Source organism: Mesorhizobium muleiense, assembly GCF_900099905.1.
Classification (GTDB): domain Bacteria; phylum Pseudomonadota; class Alphaproteobacteria; order Rhizobiales; family Rhizobiaceae; genus Mesorhizobium; species Mesorhizobium muleiense.
In genome coordinates this window covers 93609-118736 of sequence record NZ_FNEE01000009.1, presented here as the reverse complement: position 1 = coordinate 118736, position 25128 = coordinate 93609, and the positions used below count along the sequence as shown (strand labels likewise).

At 60.3% G+C, this 25128-nt stretch carries 20 protein-coding genes and 1 tRNA gene; 11 read left to right on the top strand and 10 right to left on the bottom strand.

The window, feature by feature from the left end:
* The first annotated feature begins 23 nt into the window (after window positions 1-23).
* The 3 genes from BLT09_RS17555 to BLT09_RS17545 all read left to right on the top strand — a co-directional run bounded on the left by BLT09_RS17555 (window position 24) and on the right by BLT09_RS17545 (window position 10022).
* Complete coding sequence (locus BLT09_RS17555) at window positions 24-3287, top strand: STY4851/ECs_5259 family protein (protein WP_091595106.1); 3264 nt, start codon at window positions 24-26, stop codon at window positions 3285-3287.
* The gene (locus BLT09_RS17550; protein ID WP_164748266.1) at window positions 3287-9352 is read left to right on the top strand and encodes a DEAD/DEAH box helicase; all 6066 of its coding nucleotides are present in this window, start codon (window positions 3287-3289) and stop codon (window positions 9350-9352) included. The genes BLT09_RS17555 and BLT09_RS17550 overlap by 1 nt, the downstream gene beginning before the upstream one ends.
* Window positions 9353-9488: 136 nt before the next feature.
* Entirely contained in the window at window positions 9489-10022 is a 534-nt protein-coding gene (locus BLT09_RS17545) for a very short patch repair endonuclease (protein ID WP_091595102.1), read from the top strand.
* Here BLT09_RS17545 and BLT09_RS17540 read toward each other — a convergent pair.
* Window positions 9973-10467 (bottom strand): HNH endonuclease signature motif containing protein, encoded by a 495-nt coding sequence (locus BLT09_RS17540; RefSeq protein ID WP_091595100.1) that lies wholly within the window; start codon window positions 10465-10467, stop codon window positions 9973-9975. The genes BLT09_RS17545 and BLT09_RS17540 overlap by 50 nt on opposite strands.
* Before the next feature lie 97 nt (window positions 10468-10564).
* Between BLT09_RS17540 and BLT09_RS17535 the strand changes: the two genes are divergently transcribed.
* Window positions 10565-11508 (top strand): IS630 family transposase gene (locus tag BLT09_RS17535; RefSeq protein ID WP_236473000.1). Its coding sequence is split into 2 segments (ribosomal slippage): window positions 10565-10901 and window positions 10901-11508, totalling 945 coding nucleotides; the frame shifts between segments, so codons are not numbered across the junction.
* Window positions 11509-11559: 51 nt separating this feature from the next.
* On the opposite strand, the gene BLT09_RS17530 is transcribed toward BLT09_RS17535, so the two are convergent.
* A complete protein-coding gene (locus BLT09_RS17530) occupies window positions 11560-11952 on the bottom strand; it encodes a hypothetical protein (RefSeq protein WP_091595098.1) in 393 nt (130 codons plus the stop codon).
* A 117-nt stretch (window positions 11953-12069) separates the two neighbouring features.
* On the opposite strand from BLT09_RS17530, the gene BLT09_RS17525 reads away from it, so the two are divergent.
* Window positions 12070-13140: a DUF262 domain-containing protein gene (locus BLT09_RS17525; RefSeq protein ID WP_091595096.1), complete on the top strand. Its 1071-nt coding sequence runs from the start codon at window positions 12070-12072 to the stop codon at window positions 13138-13140.
* Window positions 13130-13798 carry a hypothetical protein gene (locus BLT09_RS17520; protein ID WP_091595094.1) on the top strand — a complete coding sequence of 223 codons (669 nt, stop codon included), beginning with the start codon at window positions 13130-13132 and terminating at the stop codon, window positions 13796-13798. The genes BLT09_RS17525 and BLT09_RS17520 overlap by 11 nt, the downstream gene beginning before the upstream one ends.
* On the opposite strand, the gene BLT09_RS17515 is transcribed toward BLT09_RS17520, so the two are convergent.
* Window positions 13795-14949 (bottom strand): DNA cytosine methyltransferase, encoded by a 1155-nt coding sequence (locus BLT09_RS17515; RefSeq protein WP_091595092.1) that lies wholly within the window; start codon window positions 14947-14949, stop codon window positions 13795-13797. The two genes, BLT09_RS17520 and BLT09_RS17515, sit on opposite strands and share 4 nt — an antisense overlap.
* Window positions 14950-15505: 556 nt before the next feature.
* On the opposite strand from BLT09_RS17515, the gene BLT09_RS17510 reads away from it, so the two are divergent.
* Window positions 15506-16861 carry a hypothetical protein gene (locus BLT09_RS17510; RefSeq protein ID WP_091595090.1) on the top strand — a complete coding sequence of 452 codons (1356 nt, stop codon included), beginning with the start codon at window positions 15506-15508 and terminating at the stop codon, window positions 16859-16861.
* A gap of 66 nt (window positions 16862-16927) precedes the next feature.
* Here the strand turns inward: BLT09_RS17510 and BLT09_RS17505 are convergent, their stop codons facing one another.
* The 4 genes from BLT09_RS17505 to BLT09_RS17490 all read right to left on the bottom strand — a co-directional run bounded on the left by BLT09_RS17505 (window position 16928) and on the right by BLT09_RS17490 (window position 19944).
* The gene (locus BLT09_RS17505; protein WP_091595088.1) at window positions 16928-18097 is read right to left on the bottom strand and encodes a hypothetical protein; all 1170 of its coding nucleotides are present in this window, start codon (window positions 18095-18097) and stop codon (window positions 16928-16930) included.
* Window positions 18098-18106: 9 nt separating this feature from the next.
* Complete coding sequence (locus tag BLT09_RS17500) at window positions 18107-19108, bottom strand: nucleoid-associated protein (RefSeq protein WP_091595086.1); 1002 nt, start codon at window positions 19106-19108, stop codon at window positions 18107-18109.
* Between the two features lie 131 nt (window positions 19109-19239).
* Complete coding sequence (locus BLT09_RS17495; protein WP_126034262.1) at window positions 19240-19485, bottom strand: hypothetical protein; 246 nt, start codon at window positions 19483-19485, stop codon at window positions 19240-19242.
* Between the two features lie 66 nt (window positions 19486-19551).
* Window positions 19552-19944, bottom strand: a complete 393-nt coding sequence (locus tag BLT09_RS17490) for a hypothetical protein (protein WP_126034263.1) — start codon at window positions 19942-19944, stop codon at window positions 19552-19554.
* 855 nt (window positions 19945-20799) lie between these two features.
* On the opposite strand from BLT09_RS17490, the gene BLT09_RS17485 reads away from it, so the two are divergent.
* From BLT09_RS17485 to BLT09_RS17475, 3 genes are all read left to right on the top strand, one after another.
* Entirely contained in the window at window positions 20800-21051 is a 252-nt protein-coding gene (locus tag BLT09_RS17485) for a helix-turn-helix transcriptional regulator (protein ID WP_091595315.1), read from the top strand.
* Between the two features lie 65 nt (window positions 21052-21116).
* Window positions 21117-21362, top strand: coding sequence for a helix-turn-helix domain-containing protein (locus tag BLT09_RS17480; protein WP_236387255.1), 246 nt, complete (start codon window positions 21117-21119; stop codon window positions 21360-21362).
* Window positions 21346-22536 (top strand): tyrosine-type recombinase/integrase, encoded by a 1191-nt coding sequence (locus BLT09_RS17475; RefSeq protein WP_091595079.1) that lies wholly within the window; start codon window positions 21346-21348, stop codon window positions 22534-22536. Before BLT09_RS17480 ends, BLT09_RS17475 begins: the two co-directional genes overlap by 17 nt.
* A gap of 106 nt (window positions 22537-22642) precedes the next feature.
* On the opposite strand, the gene BLT09_RS17470 is transcribed toward BLT09_RS17475, so the two are convergent.
* Window positions 22643-22718 (bottom strand) — tRNA-Ile (locus tag BLT09_RS17470).
* Window positions 22719-22957: 239 nt separating this feature from the next.
* Between BLT09_RS17470 and BLT09_RS17465 the strand changes: the two genes are divergently transcribed.
* A complete protein-coding gene (locus tag BLT09_RS17465; RefSeq protein ID WP_027151186.1) occupies window positions 22958-23668 on the top strand; it encodes an SIMPL domain-containing protein in 711 nt (236 codons plus the stop codon).
* 244 nt (window positions 23669-23912) lie between these two features.
* Here the strand turns inward: BLT09_RS17465 and BLT09_RS17460 are convergent, their stop codons facing one another.
* Both BLT09_RS17460 and BLT09_RS17455 read right to left on the bottom strand, forming a co-directional pair.
* Entirely contained in the window at window positions 23913-24278 is a 366-nt protein-coding gene (locus BLT09_RS17460; RefSeq protein WP_091595077.1) for a hypothetical protein, read from the bottom strand.
* 245 nt (window positions 24279-24523) lie between these two features.
* A complete protein-coding gene (locus BLT09_RS17455) occupies window positions 24524-24970 on the bottom strand; it encodes a YcgN family cysteine cluster protein (RefSeq protein WP_091595075.1) in 447 nt (148 codons plus the stop codon).
* Window positions 24971-25128: the final 158 nt, after the last annotated feature.

The window sequence follows — 25128 nt, the reverse complement described above, 5'->3', positions numbered from 1 at the left end:
GAATTGGGAGCCTGGGGGGAAATATGGACGAGCCGCGTCTAGGTCTACGCGGCGCTTACGAGGCCTTATTCCGATCGCGCGGATTATCGCTCCCTGATGGGCGCCCACTTTATCGCTACCGATTCAGCCGACAAGAGTTCGAGGGCGTTCGGGAGGTCCTAAAACGCCATGGACCGACCGCGCTGAACGACTCCCATGGTCAGGCTTTGTTCGTTGCTTTCACAGCCGAGTGGTATCGCCGGGAACGCGCCGGGGGGGCTTGGGACTGGATCAGACCCTTAGCTGTCCTTGGAATTCGATATCACGCGAATGATTCGGCCGCCGACGTGCGCTACGCGGTGGTGCGGGAAGCCGCCGAAGCTGGCTTGAAACGGTGGCGACGCCCTCAGCCGACCGACGTGCCGCTCCTCTTCGGCGTAGTGCGCGAGGCGGGTTTTCCAGCTGCTGCCATCAAAGAGGGAACCTTGGGGTTATGGCTGAAGCGCAGCATCTTGGCGATCGAAATGGGCTTCACACCTGCCGAGGCCGTCGCAAGTGAGGCATGGCGGGCGGGCGAAACGCTTGTTCAGGCGCTGGTGGAGCCAGCCGTGGCGCTGTCCACGGTAATCGTTCGTTTCCGTCAACAATTGCCGCCCCTCCACGAACGAAATGACCGAGATCCCGTGCTCCACCTGGATTCTGTGGTGCCTGCTTGGCGCAACGATCTGCCTTTTGACTTGGAGGAAGGCGATTTTCGATCTCTGGTGGAAGACTTGGTCCGGACCCGGCGCGTCGAAGGGGGAGCCCTGGCGGCAAGCCGATTGCTGCGGCGCACCGCCGAAGGGTGGGCGCCGCGGGCCGAACTCACCTTGTCAGGTGAACTCGACGTGGTCCGAACATCTCCCCAATTGCAGGCAGCGATGGAAGGTGCCACTCGGCTGCGCATCTTTCCGCGGGGTGATCTGCCGGGTTTGAACCGGCCCATCGCCGTGCTGGAACAGGTGGAATCAGACGAGGCGACAGCGTGGGAGTCCCGTCCGCTGGTCAAGGCGTTCGAAGTTCCCGCTCGCCTGAACCAGGCAATTAGGTTGGCGGCAGTTGCAGGGGAGACCTTAGTCGAAGAGTTCACCGCGTTTGCCGGCGAGCCGGTAGACGCGCCTGTCCTCCTCTTCCAGCCAGATCCTGGCGTCGATTTTGAGAACGCGCTTGAACTAAGATTCATTGGCAGTTCGCCCTTTCGAAGCACTCGGCCATGGCTGGCTATGGCTGTAACGCAGGAGGCTCGTTCAGCACTGAAGTTCGAACAGCCTCCTTCTGACTTGGGAGACTGCATCCTCGATGGACGCTGTCTTCTGGCCTTCGTCGGGCAAGCTTCGCTCGACCTTGGTGATGGGCGTCTCACGTGGCGTAGCGCGGCCGAGCGCGAGGATACGAAGCGACTGATCCTCACAGGAGAGACTCTACGGCGGGTGCGCGAGACGGTGTTCCTAGGGACGCCAAAGGCTTGGCTTTCGGATGGTCAGCATCACACGCTGGTTTCGTCGGAAGACCTAATTTGGCGGTCGTTGGGGAGAGGCTCGTGGCGTTCTTCGAACAAACACGCGCCCCTGGGCAGGGTCGAGATCGCAATGAGGCGGGGCGGTGAACTGGTCGCTTGGACCTGCGCCGACGTTGCGCCGCGTGAATTGGTGCTATCGGGAGAACCGCGAACCCACTCGTTGAAAATCGAGAATCTGCTCGGGGCCAGCGTTGCGGCGAAGGGCGGTCAGATCCTTCCGATCTCCAGGAATGGTGATGACGCGCGCGTCGATCTTCGACTCCACACCCCAGGCGCGATGCTACACGTGGCGCTGCGATGGGACACCCAACTCGACCTAACGCTCGCTGATCCGATTGCCGAGCCGCTCCTGTTGACCCCGGACATGCGGCCCGCCGTAAGCCGGGCCCAGATTTCGATCGATCCACTGCATGGGTTCCGCCTGTTGGCGCCTGGCGGTCGCGACCTATGGCTGGTGGTTCGGCAGGGCGCAGGACAGCCCGTGCAGGCCACGCGTCGTATCGACGGTCTCGTCCCGCTATCGGCCTTTCAAGACGAATTGCGGGATCTCCTTGGTAGCTTTCCGGACCTCGATGCGGAGGTGCGCCTGAGCTGGGCCGGTCGAGGTGACCACTTCGCCGAGATCGCCTGGTACGACGAAGACCAGCCGCTGGTGGCCGAGAAAGGCATTTCGCCGTTCTCGGGCCTTTCGAGTATCCTTGGTTGGAATCTGGATGCGCTAGCGCTGACGCAGCCTACCGCGAAACTCTCCAACAACCTTCCACGCCTTTCCTTGCAGGAATTGCAGACGCGACTCCTGCAAGAGCTCGGTCCGGGCCCCTGGCTGATCTTCGGGCGAACCAATGACGGGACCTCGCTCAGACCGAAGGTGGTCGCCCAACCACCGGGCGACGACGATCGTGGAAGTGCGCTTCGTCTGGCCTTCAGGATCGCACGACGTGACGCCCGGGACGATGCATTTGCTACAGTGTTAAAGCACCCGGAAGCCTTGAACCGCGCTGATCTCCGCCTCTTGGTCGATCTGAGCGTGGCCGCGCGGGATCGCAACGTGCCCGTGCCGGCGATCGATGCCCTGCGGTCACTTTGCCGTGCCCCCCAGGCGGCTCCGTGGATCCTGTCGACCTGCGACACTCTTGAGGAGCGCGACGCCGTGATCCGGCTACAAAGTGAGTTACCCTTCCTCTGGTGCGCAACGGAAGTCGAGCACTGGGTGTCTGCGTTTCGAACGAGAATTGACGAGTTGGAGCGCCGCCTGGAACGGTTGGAACTACCGACTGCCGACGCAGGGCGCAATGTGGCGGCCGCCCTCGGCCAAATCGCTGATCTGGAGCCCGGGCTAGCGACTCATGCGTGGATCACCTTCCTATTGGTCGCGCCACGAGCAGATTTGGAACCCGGCCTCATCGGAAGGCTATGCCGGCGTCCGAAGGAAACGCTTCGGGAACTCGCCGAAGCGTTCGTGACTCGTCAGAGTGAGCATCGCGAGCCACCGACCGGATTGCATCTCGCGGGGCTCCTGCCAGAGCGACGCGAGCTTTGGGAGCGGTACGACCCAGCCTTCGCGGATTTGATCGCTGCTCCCCTAGTGGCGGCGCGAATGGCGGCCGGCAAACTCCATCAAAACCCGCAGGTTGTCGGACGATGTCGGGCCGCTTGGCTCCACGACCGTCAGCTCTTCGAGAGCGCTCTCGCCGTCGCCCTTGGACGCGAGACTATAGACCCCGGCACCACCCAACGAATGGACCTGTGATGGAAATCGAGAGGCTTCTGGCGCGGCTGCCACGCGATGCTGCAGATGCGATTGTCGGTATGGCTCGACTCCGTTCAGTCGATCTCAATCGGCATCTGCGTGAGGGCTTGGGTGCGCGCGCTGGTCAGCCTAACTCGGCCCTCTCCGAACCGTTTGTCGAAGGCGCTTATCCCTGGTTGCCGTTAGAGGGCGGTTGGGGCGGATTGCCGGCTGGCCTTTTGCACCCAAGAACGCTCGAAGTTCTGCGTGAAGTCGCATACCCGCCCTACACCCACCAGGTGGACGCTTGGAAGCAGCTTTGCGGCGAACGCGCCGCTTCGGTGATCGTGTCGAGCGGCACAGGCTCAGGGAAGACAGAATGCTTTTTGACACCGATTTTGGATGGGCTGGTTCGATCCTCCGATAGCGGTGCAAAACCGCTCGAAGGAGTGCGCGCGCTGATGCTCTATCCGCTCAACGCACTTATCGCCAGCCAGGAGGAGCGGCTGTCAAAGTGGTTCGCCCCCTTCGGCGGAGCGCTGCGCTACTGCCTCTACAATGGCGACACGCCGGAGAGTGTGCGGAGCACCGCCGCGCGTGGGGAACCCTGGAAGGTCGCTGATAGGACGACACTCAGGCGCTCGCCTCCGCCGGTTCTTGTCACCAACGTTACCATGCTGGAGTACATGCTGATCCGGCAGAAGGACGCACCGATCCTGCGGGCGTCACAAGGTACGCTTGACTTCGTGGTACTGGACGAAGCGCACTCATATGTCGGCGCCCAGGCGGCCGAAATTGCTCTCCTACTACGCCGCGTCGCGCTTGCTTTCGGTCGCAAACCCGAAGAGCTCCGATACGTCGCGACCTCAGCGACGATCGGCGGCCCGGACGCCGCCGAGCTACGATCCTTCCTTCGAGATCTGTCAGGCGCACCAGAGCAAAATATTCACGTGGTAAGAGGTGTTAGGGCGTCGCTACCGGCCTCTCCTGCCCTCAATAGCAATCTCATCGAACTTGACGAGATAGCGGGCATGGAACCGCTCCAGGCCGGTGAGATCTTCGCTAAGTCTGCACCGCTAAGGGTCCTGAGGGAGCAGTTCAGAGCCGGCGCCATCGTAGGCTGGAGCGGCTGGAGCGCGCAGGCGCGCCAGATCGGCGGCGCGGACGTAGACCCGAGGCGCCTGCTTGTCGAAGCGTCAAGGGCGAAGGACCCACATTCCGATCCGGCGCTGGCCAGCGCTGGCGGAGACTCAATCCTGCCGGTCCGCCTACACCTCTTCCACCGGACGCTTTCCGGTCTCTGGGCCTGCGTGAACCCGACCTGTCCCGGGCGGCCCGCCGCATCTGAAGCAGCCGACTGGCACTTCGGCGCCGTCTTCCTCGAATCGCGAGAGCATTGCTCACACTGCGGATCGCTCGTGCTCGAATGGGCCTATTGCATTCAATGCGGCGATGGTGCGCTCAAGGCTGAAGAAACTGCCGACGGATCGCATCTTGTGGCCTGGACAGGCGGCACAGGGGACGGTGAGTTCGAGCAAACGCTCGATCGCGACGAAACCTTCGGCGCCGAAGACGACACACAAGACGATGCGCCGCTGACCACATCCCCGGTCGTGAACCGCCGATATTTAGGGGCGCGCGGGGCACGGCCGTCTCCGATAATCCGCTTCGAGCCAAAAACCGGTGCGATCGTCGAGACCGTGGACGGCGCGGGGTTACCAACGACCGCGAGCCGCCACGTAGGTGAGTGTCCATGTTGCGGCTGGGCACCCAAGAAGGTGGACCTCGAGGCCGGCGTGCTTCGATCGCTCGTCGCGGGTGCGCCCTACTTGATGTCTCAGATCACCCCTGGACTCGTCGGGCACCTATCGCCAAAACCTGACGCTGACGAGCCCTTGCCGCTCGACGGCCGGCAACTGATTACCTTCACCGATGCGCGGCAGGGCACGGCCCGACACGCGGCGAACTTGCAGGTGGCATCGGAGCGCGGCTTCGTCCGAAGCTTTCTCTACCACTTTGTGCAGGATCGTCCCGTGCGGGACGACCAGGCCATCGCCGCGATCGAGGCTAAGCTCAAGCGACTGGCCTCCGACGAGCAGGACGGGATCACTCTCAGCCTCATGGCTGACCTTCGGTTGGCGCGAATCAGGCTCGAAGGGGTCGCCACCCCGAAGGCCTGGCGCCAACTTGTCGATCGACTCGCCGCTGAGCCCACAATCAACCGCTTTCTCTCGAATCTCTGGGTCGAGCGCGAAGAGACTTTCTCCGACCCAGCGCGGCTCGCTGAATTCATGCTATATCGGGAGATCATGCGACGGCCCGTCCGCGCCAACAGCGCTGAGACATTGGGCCTTTTGCGCTTGACCATTCCCGGCCTGGACGAGCCCAACGTGGTCGTTCCGGCTTCCGCAACGCGCTTAGGGTTGAATGCAGACGACTGGCGCGACCTCGTGCGCCTTCTCCTTACGCATTTTGTCCGAACTAACGTCATCCTGGATTTCGACGCTAAACGTTGGATGCGTTGGATTGACCGCCGCCAGAGCCACGTGGAAATGGTACCTTTCGAGCCTGCGCTTCCCTCAAGCCGATACGTCCGCTTCTGGCCACACCCCTACGGTCCAAGACCTTCTCGCGTGGTTCGGATGCTTGTCCAGGCGCTTGGTCTCGATCGCGATGATCCAAGCGTTCGGGATGACTTGAACGAACTTCTGCGGGCAGCATGGTCGACGTTGCAAAGGTTCATGACGGTCAGTCCGAATGGCTTCCGGCTACGGCTCGGCGACATGAATGTCACGCCGATCGAAAGGGCCTTCTGGTGCCCCAACACTCGACGTCTGGTGGACACGACCTTCCGCGGACTAAGCCCATACGACAAGCTCGGTGTGCACCCGAAAGCCGAAGCCGTCGACATGCCGACCCTGCCGTTTCCATGGCGCCGTGATGCCCACGGAGGTCGCGTCTCCGATTCAATTCTCGACGACTGGCTAGCGACCGATGAACGTGTCTCGCTCCTGAGGGCCAAGGGGGCCTGGGGCGATCAGCAGGATCGCGCGGCGAGGTTCTCGCCGTGGCTGCGCGCGGCGGAGCACTCCGCTCAGCAACCGAGTTTCCTGCTCCGCGACTACGAAAACGCCTTCAAATCTGGAAAAGTCAACGTCCTTGGCTGCTCGACCACCATGGAGATGGGCGTTGACATTGGAAGCATCGAGGCGGTTCTAAACACCAATGCGCCACCGGCGATCGCTAATTACCGGCAGCGTGTCGGCCGGGCGGGACGGGCGCGTCAGCCGATCGCTCTTGGCCTGACGATTTGCAAGGATCGACCGCTCGACCGACTCGCGTTCGCAGATCCCGGCGCCTTCCTGGCGCGAGAAGCGCCCGCGCCGGTGGTCAGTCTCGAAAGCCCAACCATCGCTCGACGTCACGCCCACGCCCTTCTTCTTGCGCGCTTTCTGGCCACTCAGGGCGCCGAACTTCACAAACTGACGAATGGCGCCTTTTTCGGCCTCGGACTCAGCGCAGAAGTCCTGAATAACTTGCCTTGGCGTCGCTTCCTAGCATGGCTCGACGCCGCCGCTGCAGGTCTCAAGACGATGACATCGGATCTTGAGGAGGTGTTGCGCGGGACCCCCGTGCGACCAGACCCCGACCTCTTCGAAGGTGTCCGGGATACGATCGAGCGCATTCAGTCGGATTTGAGCGCGGAATGGGACGCACTAAGGGGCGATGAGCCGGATGCCGAAACCTCTGTGGTATCCAAGGCGCGGGACTTCCAACGTCGGAGGCTCCAGGGAAATTACCTTTTGGGTGAACTCGCCGGTCGCGGATTCCTACCGTCATATGGCTTCCCGAGCGACGTGGTGTCCTTCGTGACGGAGACTGGGGTCGAGCGACACAAGCGAGAGGACTCTGGCGAGAACCGCTTTAGTTCTCGAGGATACCCATCCCGACAACGCGACATCGCCATATTCGAGTATGCGCCTGGGCGGAGCTTGGTGGTGGACGGTGTCGTGCGAGAGTCCGCGGGCGTCACGCTGAATTGGAAACGTCCCGCCGATAAGGCCGGTGTGCGGGAGGTGCAAAGCCTTCGTCAGATGCGCCATTGTCAGTCCTGCGGCGCGTTACTGTCGGCGCCATCCGCCGTGTCTCCCGGCGCCTGCCCCGATTGCGGCAGCTCTGACTTCAAGATCATGCGATTCCTCGCTCCAGCCGGTTTTGCCGTCGACGCGCGCTACGAAGTTCATGATGACCCCTCGGACACCGGGACTTCAATGCTCGTCGACCCCTGGGTCTCGGCGCGCACTCTGGCTTGGCGCGCTCTCCCGGACCCAAACGTCGGGCGCCTCCGGACCGGCTCGGACGGTCTGGTCTTCTGGTTCAATCCAGGTCCGCACGGCCATGGGTTCGAGGTCTGCCTGCACTGTGGCCGCGCGGAAGCCGAACACCAAGCGGATGGCGCCGGGTCCCTCGCGGGGCACCGTCCACTTCGCGGAGGCCCCCGTGCGGCCGACGAACGCACCTGCACAGGCGCGCCGGAGATCAACCCCTATGCCGTGGCGCGCCATCTACGACTCGGTCACGAAATTCGAACCGACGTCTGCGAAATACAACTCTACGACTGCGCCAGCCGTGAAGTGGCGCTGACGGTGGCTTTGGCGATCAGAGAAGCGGCCGCGCGTCGCCTCGGCGTGGATGCTGACGAGATGGGCTTTGCGGCGCCTCCCGCCATCCATCCTGCCGGCCAGCGCAATTGGACCGCTGCTGTCTTCGACCGGGCGAGCGGAGGCGCCGGCTTCTCTGCCACGATAGCTCGTGATCCCATCGGCATACTTAACGAGGCTAGAGACTTGCTGGACTGCAGCAAGTTGGGCCGTTGTGGCGATCCCGATGCAGTATTCGCCTGCCCTCGCTGCGTGCTCTCGGTTGATAGCCAACATGCGGTCGAAGGCACCGACCGGAGGGCAGCGCATTCCCTACTCACCGCCATTGGACGCAGTCTGGACCTTCCCAAGCGCTTCCGACTGTTCGGACCTGCCACCGAATATGAATCCGCACCTCTCCCCCAAGCACTCTCCGACCGCCTTGGGGACGATGCGTCGAATACACTGGTCGTGTTCATGTCAGGGCCTCCTGCAGAGTGGGAATTGGAGACTTGGCAAATGGCGCCCGTTCTGGAACGCTGGGGCGCTCGCGGGCGCGGGGTGCAGATCGCAGTCGACGCGAGCGCGCTGACCGCTACCGATGCCGTCACGCGTCGGAACGTGGTACTATGGGCTCAGCGCGCACGCGTCGACATCGTAGCGCGAAACGAAGTCGACAACGACGCCTGGCTGGCGGGTGTGGTCTCGACACGTGGGCTAACCGCCTGGGCATCATCGTCTGCATCCGCGAAGGCCGTGGGTATTGGTTGGGGCTCTGTCTCCGATGCTCCGGTGGTACGAGGTGCAACGGCGCTTGCCGCGCCGCGGGAGCGGCTAGATGTATCCGCCCTGCTCTCGGCCGGCGGCAGTGAGGCCATTTTCGAGATTGCTGATGAGCTCGACGGACCAGCCGCGGGTTTCGGTGCCCGGCTCAGGGCGCTGTTGCGCGCGCGCTCGACGGAATTAGCGCAGGTATTCGCTGCCCCGTGTTTGGAGATTCGCTATTCGGACAAGTACCTGTTCAATCCGCTGTCCATCCGTCTCCTGACGGAAGTGGTCGCCGCCTTCAGCGACTATGACACCAACGTCAAAGTGCAGACTCTCGCCGCCAAGACCGGCGGTGGGGCTCGTACAGGACCGTGGTTGCATAGGGATTGGGCCGACCTAGTTACGCGTACGGCGGTTATGGAGCAATCGCTTGTCGAGGTGGTGCCGAAAGTGCAGGTGTCACAAGTCCAATCCGCGCCGCACCGCCGTCGCCTTGAATTTCGAACGCCGCGTGGCTCTGGCACGATCTTCTTTGATCAGGGAATGGGCTCATGGCGAGTTACCGACGAACACCACGATCATGCTAGCTCAATCTCTGAGCAGGTGACGAGCCTTAAACGACCGTTCTCAGTTCTCAACGGTCTAGATGGGACGTTCCTTGCGGTGAGACTTGACTGAGAGTCGACTCCTCAAGGAATGCACGGTTCAGCGTGAATGGCGCGTCCGGCCAACTTTGGCGCCTGAAGGCGGCTGTTTTTGCGACGTTCGCCTATAGCGTCGCAGGCGGCTGCATCCCTAATGAGCACTGAGAACCATGACCTGTGACCATATAGACAACGACGATTATCCCGTTAGTTCACAGCGCAGCAGGATAATGCGTTCGGTACGGCAAAAGGACACGTCGCCCGAGATGAAAGTGCGATCGGCTCTTCATGCCGCCGGTCTGCGATACCGCCTTCATGTTAAGGGCCTCCCGGGAACGCCGGATCTCGTTTTTCCCCGGCGAAAGGTCGTGGTATTCGTTCATGGCTGTTTCTGGCATCGCCATCCGGGCTGCCATCTCGCGACCACGCCAAAGTCCAGGGTCGCGTTCTGGACGGAGAAGTTTAGGCGCAATCGGGAGCGTGACGCCGCTGCTGCGGGCGCACTGCGTTCGCGGGGCTGGGCTGTCGTGGAGGTGTGGGAATGCGAGATAAAGCGTAACGACTACCTGGAGCCGCTCCTACAAATATTGCGACTGGCGATAGATGCGCGGATGAGCCAACCACACCGCCTTCATCGAAGCTTTAACGCTAGTCTCAGACGGAAAACTTCCGAATCCGGAACGCGAGGTGCGGAGGGAGGATGAATTCGAATTCGTCGCCAAGGTGCAGCACCGTGGTGACCTCGAAGTGAAGCTGGCGATGGTGATTTGGACAGACCGTAATGACGTTTTGCGGCCCCAGCACATCAACGCTGAGTGTCGATACCTGCACCACGTGGTGAGCTTCGACATACGGCATACCATCCGGTTTGAAGAACGTGGCCCAAGCCTGACCCAAGACGTCGCAGCCCTGACACCGGTGGTTGTTCGTTAGCTTCACCATTGCTCCGATCGGCCCGCGTTCCACGTATCGGCTAATCCGGTGCTTGATGATCGGAGTAGCATCGCGCGTCAAATCCCACACCGCTTTGCGTATTTCGGGGTTTTGCAGGTCGGGTGCGCTTGCGAGTAGGGGCAGCTGATCAACGTTCGTACTAAAGTCGACAAGTGAGTCGATGAAGGCTTGTGCGGTGGCGGTACCGCCCCGCAACGCCGGTTCTAGAGCACGTCCTGTGATCGATGAATCGATTGTGAAGTGACGGCTGCGTTTTGTGCTGATTCAACGTCCACCTCGATGGAGGTTGACGATGGGAAAAGCATTGAGCGTGGATCTTCGGTCGCGGGTCTTGAAGGCTTCGGACGAGGGCATGTCGGCGCGGCAAGCGGCGGCGCGGTTCGGCGTGGGAGTGTCCAGCGCGATCCGCTGGATTGCGCGGGCGAAGATCGGCGAACTGGCGCCCCGCCCGCAGGGCCGCCGCCGTGCCTCCAGCCTCGATGCGCATGAAGCCTTCGTCGTCGGGCTGATCGAGGAGCGCAAGGACATCACGCTGAACGAGATGGTGGAGCGGCTCGTCGCCGAGCAGTCGGTGCGCATCAGCCGCAGCGCCTTGAGCGCCTGGCTTCGCCGCCACGGCTGGACATTCAAAAAAAGTCCGCGCACGCACTGGAGCAGGATCGCCCCGACATCCTGAAGCGGCGCCGCGACTGGTTCGACGGCCAGCTCGACCTCGATCCGGCGAAGCTCGTGTTCATCGATGAGACCGGCCTCTCCACAAAGATGGCCCGCCTGCGTGGAAGAGCGCCGCGCGGCGAGCGCTGCCGGGCCGGCGTGCCGCATGGCCACTGGAAGACCACAACCTTCACCGGAGCGCTGCGGCTGACGGGCATGACTGCGCCCTTCGTCTACGACGGCGCCATGAACGGCAACGTGTTCCTGGCCTATGTCGAGCAGGTGCTGGTCCCGACATTGTCGGAGGGCGACGTAGTTGTCATGGACAACCTGCCCGCCCACAAGGCCGCCGGCGTGCGCGACGCGATTGAGGCCGCAGGCGCGAGCCTGCTCTACCTGCCGCCTTACAGTCCCGACTTCAACCCGATTGAGAACGCCTTCGCCAAACTCAAGGCGCTGCTGCGAGCAACGGCCGAGAGAACCATCAAGGCGTTGTGGGACACGGTCGGCGCGGTCGTCGACCTCTTCACCACAGCCGAATGTGCCAACTACTTCAAAGCCGCAGGATATGAACCGGATTAAACAGGACGCGCTCTAGTCTCGGAAGAGAAGGGCGGATGTCGAAAGATACCGCTAGTCGTAACTTTTATTGCCGGTGCCGGCAGATCGACGTTCCGACCTTCCGATCGTTGAAACGCTCCGGCGGATCTGCAATCTGAGTTCGCCGATATCGGAAACGTCGGATAGACGAATGGGATAGTCGGCCGTCTCCAATTTAACTCGACGGTCGTTCGGGTCGAGGTCGGCGAGGGCCTTACTGTCGACCCACGCCCCCTCAAGATTGCCACCGAGCACCGCGAGGCGGGCTAAGATGGTTTCAAGGGTCGCGATATAGTCCGGGTTGTAGGCGGGCTTGCCTCGGGAGACGCCGCCATTCGAGTGAAGCACGATGTCGACCCCGATGGCCGTTTCTTCGACCTCGAACTCTGCGTCCAGTATCTGACCATCCTCACCGAAAGCCGTCAAGACATTTTCCTCACGGCGCCGAGTGTTGGGCGAGCGACGCAGGGTTCCGATTCTCTGCCTCGCTAGCGATCATGCCAAGAATCTGACATCTATGCATCTTGTCGGGACCAAAACCTTATGTCGAACCTTTTACTGCAGTTGGCAGACCCGGACGAAGTGGCTGCGATCGTCGATGATGTGCGCCGGGAGGCTCGGTACGTTGTTACGGACTTTTCCGTCGAACTGGTGGTTTCGAAATTTCGCGATGAGGCCGAGACGGAAGGGGACATCTACGTTCCGGAGTATCAGCGAAGCCTCGCTTGGAACGAGGAGCAAAGCTCCTATTTCATCGAGAGCCTCATCCTCAGGGTCCCAGTTCCTCCGGTATTCCTCTATGACGTCGAGGGGCGCTTGGAGATCGTTGACGGCTCGCAACGGATCCGAAGCCTAGTACGATATTTGCGGGATGGGTTCGCGCTGAGAGGTCTCGAGAAGCTAGACATACTGAACGGATATCATTTCGCCGATTTGCCGCCCTCGGTGCAGCGGCGTCTCAACAACACGCCAATACGTTCGTTCGTCTTGGACCAGGGAACCGACGAAAGCACCCGTGTTGAGCTGTTCAGGCGCCTCAACACATCAGGAAAGCGACTTGAAGACGCCGAAATACGGAAAGGCGTTTACCGCGGTGCCTTCCTCGATCTGGTGATTGAAAGGGCTGCATCAGACCTCTTTAAGAGCTTGACGCCCCATATGGCCAAGGGCGTCGACGCTCGCAGCGAGCGTCAAGAGCTAGTCACGCGCTTTTTCATCTACTGCGACCGCTACCTGGCGTTCCGCCACGATGTCAGGAAATTCCTCGACTCCAACATGGACAAGCTGAACAAGTCCACTGACGAAGCGCGGCTCTCGGAGATGGGCGCCGAATTCGAGCGGACAATGCAGTTTATCCGCATGTACTATCCGAAGGCCTTCTATCGGCCGGATGGAGGGAAACGCGTTCCTCGTGTCCGCTTCGAAGCCATTGCCGTTGGAACGGCGCTCGCCTTACGGAGCGATCCGGCCTTAAGGCCGCCATCGGATGCATGGCTGCGGTCGAAGCAGTTCGAGGAGCTGGTGCGGACGGACGCCAGCAACAGTGCTCCGAAGCTCCGGGGGCGTATCGAATACGTCCGCGACAGCCTGCTCGGCCGTCCGTATGAGCGTTGAGGGACGCTTTCGCGTCCGCGCGCAGGACGTGTCCGAGTACCTAAAGTCTCTGCAGTCGCTGGAGCGTGTTTACAACATACCCGGCCGCAGTTTCTACCGCGCAACGGCGGCGATCACGGCGTCCCGCGCCTCCGCCTTCATCATGATGTACAACTGCATAGAGTTCGGTTCCCGAGAGGCGTTGGTAGGGCTGCGACAGGAGATCCTGGCAGGCGGTGGCGGCTTTATGGCTCTGAAAGACTACTGGCAGGAAGAGATAGCCCGAGCTCACTTCCGCGACCGGCTCACCCAGGGCGCCAACCACGACAGCCTCATCCGCGACGTGGCCAGGTTCGCGCCTGGGGTCGTGGACTGGAAATCAGACCTGCGCCGTCTGCCGTTTTCCGGAAATGTCGACAACGAGGAATTGCTACGCTTCGTCGCGCGGATCGAAAGCCGATGGCGACCACCGCGATCTTGCCTCGGCGGTTCCGACCTGGTCCTTATAAGACAGATGCGCAACACACTTGCTCATGGCGCCGAGACGTTCGAGACCGTCGGTTCCCAATTCAGCACTCAGGACATTACCGAGAAGTTTCGACGGACAAGGATCTTCATGGTCTCGCTCATTAAGGGGCTTGAGCGCTACAAGACAAGGCAGCACTACCGCCGCGTTTAGGCGGGTACTTCTTCGAGACCGCAGTGGGTCGCCAGTGCTTGCGCGAAGTCTTGGTTCTTAGTTAGCCCACTCTTCATGTAGCGGCGAAGAAATCCCTCGGCGGCGCGGACGGATAATGTCTGTGCATCGTTCAAGCCAAAGCTCGCGATCGAGACGCGGCGTTCGTCTGCCGGTCCTTCACCCGCCCCAGGTATGTAGCGTGAAGTCTGCTTAGGGCCACCCCACGCCGCGTTGTGCTGGGAAAGCGTCTCGGTACCGTGTTCCTGATAGGCAAGGCTGTGGGCTTCCGAGGCCACCAGACGTTGTCCGACCCAGGTCGCCACAGGCACGCTCACAGCGTTGCCAACAAGGCGCCAGCGCCCGCGCTCGCCCTTATTGGTGTCGCGGGCAGCCGCCGTCCAGCCAGCGGGGAAACCTTGAAGGCGTTCCGCATCCTCGATGCCAGGCGTCTGAAACAGTCCAGTTTCCACCGTCCAAATAGCAGGCGGTGAAGGTATGCTTAGGCCGGAGCCCCCTTTTAGGGGTGGTACTGCATCAGGGGTCCAACCCACGCCACGATTGCCCTCAGTCCAGTAAAATCCGATGTTGGCCGCCCAATCGCTTGCGGGCGCTACGCGGTCGATACCGTCGAAGAGGAGGTTTCCGGGGTCACCCTCCAACATGCCGACGATGAAAATGCGCCGGCGTCGATGCGGAAGCCCAAATTCCCGAGTGTCCAGCACGCGGTACGCCCAGCGGTAGCCGCGTTCGGCTAGCTCGGCGGTAACGTACCGTACTGCCTTGCCCTTCTGCAGATTTAGGGAGAACGCAACGTTTTCGAGAACTATAGTATTCGGCTTCTTCGGTGTAGCGTCGAGCAACCTGAACACGTGCGACACCAGCCCGGACTGGCTGCCGTCCAAACCAGCCATCCGTCCAGCTTGACTGAGATCCTGGCAAGGCCAGCCACCGACAAGGGCGTCGCACTTGGGAAGACGAGGCATGGCCGTGACATCGTCGACAAGACTGATCTCCGGAAAGCGGCTTCGCAAGACGGCCTGTGCCGCAGAATCCTTTTCGCACATCAGGGACGTCTTTAGGCCCGCTTTGGCGAAACCCACCTCGAATCCACCAATTCCCGAAAATAGGCTTGCGACGGTCTGATTCGACATGAGATTCTCCGAATCCCTTATCAGTTAACAGAGATCCGTTTCAAACTCGAGAAAATAAATCGCAGCTTGGCTAGCGCCAAGCTGGCCAATATGGCTCGATCGCCCATCTGCGCAGGCAGGGCGAAGGTCGTGTTTCAGGAAAGTCGGGGAATTCACTCAGAGTTCAAGGTAGAACTTTCTAGCCGGTTGGCCCGAAAGCAGGCCTGTTGAAGCGTCTGCTTCGGGTCACGTCACGAAGATACTCGCACCGAATTGAAGGTCCGTTATGGAAGATCCGAGGCCCGAAGCTTCCAGTCCGCTATCGGCCCCAAGAATGACGGGCGGCAATGCGCCATATCGGTCGTATAAAGTGCCCCCATCCGTTCCCGAAAGCCGTCGTCTGTTACCTGGCTCGTGAGCTGCCGGCAGTCTATCCGAGGTTTCGTTACAATTGTCGGCGGACATCTCGAACATCGTTGCAATTGACGCACACGGATATCTATTAGATGGCGGTAAATCGGACGGTAGCCGCTATTCTCGAGACGGCGGATTCTGCCATTGAGGGGGATGTACCGGCATGCGACTCATCCAGAACAAGGCGTCCGATGATCATCGGACCGCTGTCGCCCATGTTTTGGAGGGCGCTGAGCAGATCAGCATCGCCGTCGCCTTCCTAAAAGAGGGTGGCGCACGGATCATCGGGCTGCTCCTAGAGGCACGCCTGAAGCAGGGCGCTAAAATTGAAGCTTTCCTCGGTACTGATTTCTACATCACCGAGCCAAAGGCGCTCGCGCATTTGCTCGCAATAAAGAAGCGGTTCGGGGCCTTCGAAATGTTTCTTGCAAACGGCAAGACCGCAACCTTTCACCCGAAGTCCTATGTCGGACGAAGCGAAGGCCAGGTTCGGTGTCTGATCGGGTCAGCGAACCTCACGACCGGCGCCCTGACAACAAACGATGAAATTTCAATCCTGGCGACCGTGAACTCGGACGAACAACTGTCGTCGGATCTGAAAGTCACCTTTGCCGATTTTCGTGAGAGCGGCAGCTTCCAAGAACTCGATGACCTGGTGCTTGGGCAATATGCCTCGCGACACAAAGACGCCGAGCGATTGCGACGCAAACTTGAGAAAGAGCTCGAAGACAACTTCGCCGCACAGTTCGATCTGCGGCGCTTGAATGGCTTCCTCCGCCAGTACCGCGCAGACAAGACCGAACGTTCCGCGCTGGCGAAGCGCCGGACCGATCGGGACAAGGCATTGAAGGTTCAGCAATTGATCGCGGATCTCGGCAACGCGCCGAGGATTTCGAAGGAAATGAGGAGCGTCTTCGCAGAGAATCTAAGCAATCTGATTTCTTCAAGAGAGCCTTATCAACATCTCTGGCATTCCGGCGACATTCATCGACGAGGGTCGGCGGCACTCGATCATCCCAAGAAGACGATCACACTGTTCGCCGCGGGCAGGAAGGCAGCCAAACTCGCGCCAGAACGGGGTTACGAGCAGATGCGTCAGCTAGCGCTCGGTATTCCTGGCGTGGGCGTGAATATGATCACGGCGATTCTCTGCACCTTCGCCCCGAAGCGGTACGCTGTCTTCAACGGCAATACCTCCGGCGCCCTAGCGGCGATCGGCATTGGCGCGCCTCGAAGTCCAACTGTCGCAACGCTGTCGGCCGAACGATACACGCAATTGTGCGCTACCATCGACGCGCTGCGGAGGCGCATCGGTGGCGCTGATTTCACGGACGCCGACGCGTTTCTCAACTGGCTGTATTTCAAGACGAAGCCTTCCAAGCGCGCGCATGAGGGAGGCGCCCCAAAAACCTCACCTTGCGTGTCGCGGCCACGCCAAGTTGTCCGGCAGCACCGCGCCTCTAATCGGCCGTTCAGGCAGAGTTTGCCTTCACCGAAAGCGGGCAGTCCGTTCGAGTGAACCACATGGCCCATAGTGCCCCAATCGAACGAATCTCGCTTCTATGGCGTGACCCGAACGGCGCTCTCAGCACGCCCACGGCATCAGAGTTGTCAGCTGGAAATAAATGCGCCAGGTGAGTAGCGCCCCGAGCCCGCAGACGACAAGGATGATGCCAAGGACGAATCGGTGAAGTGTAATCCGGTTTTCCAGCTTGCGATAAAGAGGGAGGAACTCCGCGGCGACGACCGAGTAATCGCCCTTCAGCTTGGTCTTCTGTCGGGTCAGATCGTCGTCTATCGTCGACAGCGTCAGCAGCTGGTTGACGATGGCAAACGCCAGGAGGGCAACGAACAGCGTTGCACCGAGCGAGATGGCGAGGTTTGCCCAGAAATTCACGTCGCATTGAGTTGCGGGCTTGAGCTGCGTGGCGATGATCACACTCGCGACGGGAATGCCCATTATCTGGTTCTGGATGTCATGGAATGTCTTATGGATCTTACCGGTGTAGTCCGCGATGGCCTCTTCCGCCTTCCCCCGGATCTTGTCGTACGAGAACTCCGACGCGAACAGCCTATAGCTGTCCTCGCACTTTGTGACGAAGTCCCGAAAGTGTCGAAGAAGGTACCTGAAGCGCTCGCCTTCGGGATGGGTGCGACACGTCTCGATGAGCGTGGTAGCAACGATCGCAGCCTTCTGGTCCTTGTGCACCTTCTGCATGACGAAGTTCTCGAACTCGTCGACCAGTATGGAGTTTACGGAGACAAGGTCCGATGACCTGAAGTCTACACGGACCATCAGCCGGATCGAGCCGAGGAACAGCATCTCCGCCTGGTACGGGTCGAGAAACGCAGCCGCCTCTTTTAAGGTGCGGACCAGGCGCAATGCGTTCCGGTAGCGCGCGACGGCGTCGGGAACGACGGTATCGTTGTAGGCGAACCTCTCCTCGATCAGGTAATAGCGCTCCGGCTCGGCTATGCGGTTGCGACGGTTCTCGAGCAGCCGGTCGAGGGTGAGCGCGAGGAAGCCAAGTCCTGTGCGTGGAGCGCCGATTTCGACGCTAACTGTCGCGCCTATGACGACCGCCGACGCTGAGTCGACCGTGAATGCCGCGTCGTCGAAAGCCTTCTCATCGCTTTCAATCTGCTTCAGCGTTTCCACAATGCTGTAATCGCGGACCGTCAACTTTCCCGCGGAGCCATCTTTCGAGAACTCCGTGTTGCGGTAGAGTGCTATCAGCTGGTCGAACGTGATCATGAGGCTACGCTACTCCTGATCGTGTTCCAGTCTTTCGATCAGGTCGGGAGGGAGTTCGGTGAAGGTCAGGGTCTTCTTGTCGTCGTTATAGACGATCTTGCCGTCGGTAAGGGCTTGCCGATTGAATTCGACCGACCAGAGCCGCGTCTTCGCGGAGAACTTCACCATCGGCGACAGCGCTCGCTTCTTCGGAACGAAGCCGTCGCCAAGTCCGACATCCGGATCTCCGAGCGATTTGGCGAGTTCTTTCGGGTTCTCTGGAAAGAGCTCGTTGGAGAATGTCTCGAGATCCAAAGGCTCGTTGTCCCGGATGTATCGCTGGCAGATGTCGTACGCCTTCTGCAGGAAAGCTTGCTTGTCCTTCACGAAGCCCTTCGCCGGCTCGGCGAAACCGTTCAGCACGCGCACCAGTGTCCTGGTATCCTCGAGGTCCTGAACGGTGCTGTCGCAACCGAGGAACTCCTTGAAGTACTCGGCGACGTTCCCCTTGCCCTTTAGGAAGCCGATGTAACGGTCCGCCGAGTTAGTCCATGCCGTCATGTTGATCCGGCCGGCGAAGCGGAAGCCGTCGAGGTCGAGGTGTTCGACTGACGCGATGTCAAAGCTTTTGGTGAGCGCCGCACCGAGCTTGTCGTTGATGATCGCCACTAGCAGAAACCGTTGCTCGTCCTTCTCGAGATGCGCGAAAAGGACGTGACCGCCCGTCGCCCCGGGCTTTCGGCGCGCCTGAACGGTCAGTGTCGTCATCAGCTTGGCCGTGAGCGTGGCGAAGTCCTTGAAGTCGCCCTTCCGGAACTCGTCAAGATAGGTCTGTGCCGGATAGTTGTCGGAGCTTGCCGCGAAGCGCCCGTGAGACTTCGAGGCGCGGCTCGCATACATGGCGTGCAGCTCGCCGACCACGCGCTCCACCGTTTCCGAGACCTTGAGGTGCGCGTTACCCGACACCGTTTCAAAACTCTCGGAATTCCTCTTCAGGTCGTGCACCGCGACCTGAATGACCTGCTCGACCATCGAATCCTCCCCCTCGTGATGGCAGTTATGCGAGACGTGAGGGCCCGAACGCAAGTGTTCGAAGGATTAGCAGACCGAATATCCACGCCATGCGTGTCGAAAGGCGGAACGTCTTTCGATCCGCTCATGGCCTACGATCGCAGCGCGGTTTGGATCTTCTTCCACTCAGGAATTTCATCGAAATGGTACTTACGCAGCCTCGTGAAAAGATCGAACGCGTGAAGGGTTCTTAGGATTAAGAGCGGGGCATTGAACGACGCCATTAGCACGCCCGAGAGAGTATCTTGCCGTTCAGCGAGCAACGCCTTGAGAACGACGATCTCGTTGCCGGGGTCTACGATCCAGGCTCCGGCATTGGCAACGAAGGTCACCGACACGGAGTCGGCAGCCGGGTGACCGATCTCGCAAAGTTTCGCGTAGGAACGGCTTTATGCCGGGAATCTTCATTCCATCCACGTGGTCGACGTACTGGAAGGTCTGCATCGCCTTGCGACTGCCGGTGTCTTTTCGGTCTTCAGCACCTTCCGGGCATGCGTGAAGTGTATCAGCGTGTCTTCCAACTCCTTAGCGGACAGCATGGGCTCCCCAGCCTGACCCGAAATCTCGGCTCGTATCGCATCCTTGTTGTAGGCGAGCGTCCGGGCCACTGGTCCCAGGCTGTGGTTTATATCGCCTGCGGATTCGATCAGGCTTCTACACGCCGACGCGCAGCCATATAGACTTCCCGCCTCATGTTCGCGGACCGCCACCTTGATCCACCTGGACGTACGGAACACCGATGCGACCGAAGCCATATGCGCCCGGTACAGCATCTCCGTCCAATAGATGTGCCCCATGTACGCCCGCCCGATCGATTCGTCGCGAGCCCTGTATTCGAAATCCGACAAGTCCTTGAAAGTGTACCTGTCTCTCATCAGATCAGGCGCAATGTCGTTGACGATGCGGCCGTAGAGTTCGGAATTCTTCCGAACACTGCGGACTTTTCTTAATGTCCAGATCGAGAGCTGGTGTCGAGGGCGAAACTTGGACCATGCAGCGATCGTCTTTCAAACACATCCTAACAGAGAAGCCGGACGCCATGCGAAGCACGTCGGTGACCGGCTGCTTTCGTATCTTCATTCGCCAAGACCCGACCGCCTACTGTCGGCCCAAACGGGACGTCTGAGTAGTGGCTCGCTGATCGCCACTCCTGGCGCAAAGCTGCCAATCGTTGTGCGGCGCCCTCGTCGACTTCGATCGACGAGCCGAAATTGCCTTGCTCCATCTAAAGTTTGAGCGATGAGTTAAAACCGATATGATTAGAAATATCGGTTTCAGCACCAAAGAGTGGCAACTCTGCGACGGCGGTTTTTCGACGGTCCTCGGGATAACGGCTCCGATTTCGACACTGAGGGAGGGTGCGCAAGAGGGCCAGCGGGATGTCGCAGGTGGTTAGCCCCGGTCGTGCACAATGCAATGTAGCCGTCCACCGACTTGCCCCACGAGTCCGCTTAGAAACGCTCTCCTCCCGTGATCCACAGTCCACACGTTGCTACCAGTTTACGCCGCACGAGCTAGTCAGGCCGCTTCCGCTTAACGAGGCTCTTCTTATTTTAGCCCAACACGATCTGCTCGCAGCGAAATGGCAACTAGGATGCGGCTTTGTGCTTCGACACCAACCCGCCCGGAGTATCAGGACCGAGGCAGCGTCCATGAAGAGTGACGCAATCTCGTATCCCCCACGAGGGCTATCTCGTGAGGAAGCAGCTCGTTACATCGGTGTCGGATCGACGCTTTTTGACGAGATGGTTGCCGATGGGCGTATGCCAAAGCCCAAGCGCATCAATAGCCGCGCTGTCTGGGATCGTGTAGCCTTGGATATCGCTTTCACCTCGTTGCCGGACAAAGACAGCGGCCTTCAAGAGCTGTTGGAACGAAGCAAACGGGGCGTGGAAAAAAGATAGCAACTACGCTCGTTGCGTATACGCTGCAGGCGTAGTACGATGATAGCCCGTGCGGAAGGCATGATGTGAACGAGAATGAGAAACTTGCGCAAGACGTGAAAGCATGGCGGGCAAAGGAAGGGTTTACTGCCGAAGCCGCGGCCAAGGTACTGGGAATACCGAGGCGCACCTTTGAAGGCATAGAGCAAGGAAGAGGGTTTCGTTACCCGGTGCTCCTGCGCGTTGCCATCAAAAGCAAAACCCTTTCGCTACGGGCGAGTCTGAAAGGGTCCCCCGGACTGAAAGGAGCATTTGATGGCTCGGCCATTTAAGGATGCCCGTTACCCTGGGGTATCTTCGCGCCTCAAGAACGGCAAGCTAATCTATCGCTACCGCGCAAAGGGCATGCCTGAAATCCGCCTTCCCGGTAAGCCCGGCGATCCCGAGTTCGAGGCGGCTTACGAGAAGGCCACGCAGGGTCAAGGCAAGAAGGCAGTTATCGTCGATTTGCCCGGTCGGGCACTGCCAAAAACCTTTGGTCATGCCGCGCGCCGGCTTGAAACGACAATGGAGTGGTTGGGCTTTGATGAAGCCACGCAGCAGAAGAATGCGCGACTGATTGAGCGTTTTCTCAACCTGCCGGTCGATCCCAACTACCCACTCACCTGGCGCAATACTCCTGTTGAACATCTCGACGCGGATCGGCTTCGCGCCATCATTGAAGGCATCTTCAGGACGAACCGCACAGTCGCCAAACACACGTTGGTCGCCATCAAGAAGCTTCTATGGGTCGCGACCGATGTCGAAAAATGGATCAAGCCGCAGGATGATCCGTCGCTATCTATCCGCGTGCGGGTGCCCAAATCGACCAAGAACCCAGCTTGGCCAATTGCGATGCGCGAAAAGTTCGAGGAGCGACACCCCATCGGTACAGCCGCGCGCACCTGCTATGCACTGGGGTTCTGGCTTGGAAATCGGCGCGGCGATATCGCTGCTCTTGAGTGGGACGATCTTTTAACCGAAGAGATCGAACTGTTCGACGGCTCGCTGGTGCTAATCGAGGCCTTTGATTTCCGCCAGAAGAAGAACCGCAACCGCCATGGCGGGCGGGAGATGTTCATTCCAGTCGTAGACAAACTAGCAACGGCCTTGGACCTGCTCGATCGCTCGAGAGGCGGCACGGTCTTAAAGAACGCCTATGGCAGGTCATTCTCGGAAAAGAGCCTGACCGGCATGATGCAGCACTGGACGCGGCAGGCGGGAATTCCAAGCGGCTACACGCTTCATGGCCTGCGCCGCACCTTCGGCACCTACCTCGCTGAATGCAACATCCAGGCGCGCGCCATCATGGAGGCGATGGGTCATTCCTCCATGACGGTAACAGATGAGTATGTGCGTGAGGCCAATAAGAAGCGGATCGCGGTTGATATTGCTCGTGCCATCAACGAGCGCGAGGCCAAACGCGACGCCATGAAGCGGCGGGCAAACCTCCGCATCGTCAGATAATCAAATCGAGTCGGAACAAACCGGGACCACGGTCCTGCTTTGGGCCCATAATGGGCCCAAAACGTTTTGGGCCGAGGGCACTTTTTGTGAATAAAAACAATGGTTATGGTGGGCCCGGAGGGACTCGAACCCCCAACCAAGCGGTTATGAGCCGCCGGCTCTAACCATTGAGCTACAGGCCCCACACGCGGCTGGATTAATGTTTTTCCCCGAACCGCACAAGGCTTTCCGGATGGGCTGGCCGAAATCGTCCAAATCAGCCCATATTCAGACATTAGAGCGAGGTGCGTCCACTTAGACGCGCAAAAAACGCTCTAACGCTTTGAATCTACGCAATCGCGCTTCCCGAAAATCGATTCCGATTTTTATGCCGATGCGGTAGTCGACAAGCGCGACTGGATCGCAGACCGAGGAGACTTTTATGACCAGACATCTTTTGCCGTTGGCGCTCGCCGCCGCAATCGCTTTTCCGGCGATGGCCGGCGCGGCCGATTCGCCGCCGCCGCCCCGCATCGTCGTCACTGGCGAAGGCGAAGCGACCGCGGCCCCCGATCTGGCGCTGCTGACGCTCAGCGTCATGCGCGAGGCCAAGACCGCGCGTGCCGCGCTCGATGCCAACAACGACGCCATGGCATCGGTGATCGCCGCAATGAAGTCGGCCGGCATCAAGGAGCGCGACCTGCAGACAGCCGGCATCCAGATCAGCCCGCGCTACAATTATACCAACAAGCCGGACGGCAGCCAGGAAGCCGAACTCATCGCCTACCAGGTGACCAACACGCTTTCGGTGCGCATCCGCGACATCGACAAGACAGGCGAGATTCTCGACAAGGCGGTATCGCTCGGCGTCAACCAGGGCGGCGGCATCTCGTTCTCCAACGAGGATCCAACGGCAACTGTCACCGAAGCCCGCAAGAAGGCGGTCGCCGACGCAATGGCCAAGGCCAGGACGCTGGCCGAAGCCGCCGGCGTCAGCATCGGGCGGGTGCTGGAAATCACCGACCAGAACGTCGCGCCGCCGCCGATACCGATGACCGCCAAGGCCTTTGATGCGGCCCGCGAATCGGTTCCGGTGCAGGCTGGCGAGAATTCCTACACGGTGCAGGTCACAGTCACTTTCGAGTTGAAGTGACCGCCCGCTGAAGTGCGGGTAACCGGCAACATTGACTTTGCTGCATTAAAAAAACCCCCGAGGACTGGTCCTCCGGGGTTTTTCGAGCCGCACCCTTCTATCTCAGGGGGCTCTACTCCAGACCGACCTTCTGCGAAGGTCGTGTCTCCAGACCGACCTTCTGGGAAGGTCATGTCCCTAAAGCTGACCTTCGCAGAAGGTCATACTGACAGGCAGGCCGTGCCGGTAGGCAACGTGCGAACGCTTACCGGTAGAGGACCGGGCAGCCGCGCTCATTGGCGAACACGACCACGACGCGGTCGCCATACTGGCGGCCCGCTACTTTCACGGTGCGGCGGCCGACGTCGATGATACGGGCACGGCGCAGACCCATGCGCTCTGCCTTGCCGAGAGCACGGTTTGGCGAGCAAGACCGGCGCCAGTCGCGTTCGCGGCGGCGTTCGCGGTAGTAACCATCGTCATCATCGCCGGAATAGACGCCGACGCGCGGATCGTCATCGTTGCCGAAGCCGAGGTAGATGCTGTCTGCATGGGCTGTGGCGGGAATGGCGGCAAGCGTGCCGAGGCCGATAAGCGCCGAAAAGGCCGCCGTCTTGATCGTGTTGAACATGTCTTCTCTCCTTGTTCAGGGCTTCCGCCCGCCTTTGATCGAACCAATGTGTCTTACCGATGGCGAGGAGAATGCGCTTGCGTATCTGAACTTTCTACGAACCGGCCGTTCATTTCTGGTTCATGTAGCAACAAGCAATTGCGCAGTCTTCTCGGCTTCCGGTTCTGAACAATCCGGTCGGTTCTGAACCATTGGATAGAAAACGCGGTGTCGGGCAGCCGGTTCCGGGTCCTGAAGGCCCGTCGCTAGGGCTCGTCGTCCAGCATGTGCTCGAAATAGTCGTCGGGCTCGGCAAGATCGGTCTCGCTGGCGCTGACCCGGCCCCGCATTGAGATGCCGGCCTCATGCACCGTCTCGGCACTGCCTGACACCAGCCTGTGCCACCAGTAGAGATCGTGGCCCTCGGCGACCAGCCGGTAGGCGCAGGTTTTGGGCAGCCAACTGATGGTGCGCACATTCTGCGGCGTCAGACCGACGCAGTCCGGGACGCGCGCCAACCGGTTGGCATAATCGGAACAGCGACAGGTTTCGGCGTCGAACAGCCGGCAGCCGACGCTCGTCCAGTAAATCGCGCCGGTGTCTTCGTCCTCGAGTTTCGACAGGCAGCATTTGCCGCAGCCGTCGCAAAGCGATTCCCACTCGGCCGGGGTCATCGCCTCGAGCGTCTTGGTTTTCCAGAACGGCGTTTCCATCGACGGGATGTGGCCCCTGGCAGGGTGAAGGTCAAGCACCGCAACAGACGCAGACCCGGCCAGCCCCATAGGCCGGCACCATAGGAATAACACGAAGTCGCCTTCAAAACGCCGGCCAATTGCCCTTCGTAGCCGTTAATGCCCGCTAGCCGGAACCA

What these genes read in the sequence shown, in the direction of transcription:
- BLT09_RS17490 (WP_126034263.1), bottom strand. Translation starts at nt 19,944, where the DNA reads ATGGGGCACATCTATTGGACGGAGATGCTGTACCGGGCGCATATGGCT.
- BLT09_RS17485 (WP_091595315.1), top strand. Translation starts at nt 20,800, where the DNA reads ATGAAGAGTGACGCAATCTCGTATCCCCCACGAGGGCTATCTCGTGAG.
- BLT09_RS17545 (WP_091595102.1), top strand. Translation starts at nt 9,489, where the DNA reads ATGACCTGTGACCATATAGACAACGACGATTATCCCGTTAGTTCACAG.
- BLT09_RS17505 (WP_091595088.1), bottom strand. Translation starts at nt 18,097, where the DNA reads ATGATCACGTTCGACCAGCTGATAGCACTCTACCGCAACACGGAGTTC.
- BLT09_RS17520 (WP_091595094.1), top strand. Translation starts at nt 13,130, where the DNA reads ATGAGCGTTGAGGGACGCTTTCGCGTCCGCGCGCAGGACGTGTCCGAG.
- BLT09_RS17555 (WP_091595106.1), top strand. Translation starts at nt 24, where the DNA reads ATGGACGAGCCGCGTCTAGGTCTACGCGGCGCTTACGAGGCCTTATTC.
- BLT09_RS17525 (WP_091595096.1), top strand. Translation starts at nt 12,070, where the DNA reads ATGTCGAACCTTTTACTGCAGTTGGCAGACCCGGACGAAGTGGCTGCG.
- BLT09_RS17550 (WP_164748266.1), top strand. Translation starts at nt 3,287, where the DNA reads ATGGAAATCGAGAGGCTTCTGGCGCGGCTGCCACGCGATGCTGCAGAT.
- BLT09_RS17475 (WP_091595079.1), top strand. Translation starts at nt 21,346, where the DNA reads ATGGCTCGGCCATTTAAGGATGCCCGTTACCCTGGGGTATCTTCGCGC.
- BLT09_RS17515 (WP_091595092.1), bottom strand. Translation starts at nt 14,949, where the DNA reads ATGTCGAATCAGACCGTCGCAAGCCTATTTTCGGGAATTGGTGGATTC.
- BLT09_RS17455 (WP_091595075.1), bottom strand. Translation starts at nt 24,970, where the DNA reads ATGGAAACGCCGTTCTGGAAAACCAAGACGCTCGAGGCGATGACCCCG.
- BLT09_RS17465 (WP_027151186.1), top strand. Translation starts at nt 22,958, where the DNA reads ATGACCAGACATCTTTTGCCGTTGGCGCTCGCCGCCGCAATCGCTTTT.
- BLT09_RS17510 (WP_091595090.1), top strand. Translation starts at nt 15,506, where the DNA reads ATGCGACTCATCCAGAACAAGGCGTCCGATGATCATCGGACCGCTGTC.
- BLT09_RS17460 (WP_091595077.1), bottom strand. Translation starts at nt 24,278, where the DNA reads ATGTTCAACACGATCAAGACGGCGGCCTTTTCGGCGCTTATCGGCCTC.
- BLT09_RS17500 (WP_091595086.1), bottom strand. Translation starts at nt 19,108, where the DNA reads ATGGTCGAGCAGGTCATTCAGGTCGCGGTGCACGACCTGAAGAGGAAT.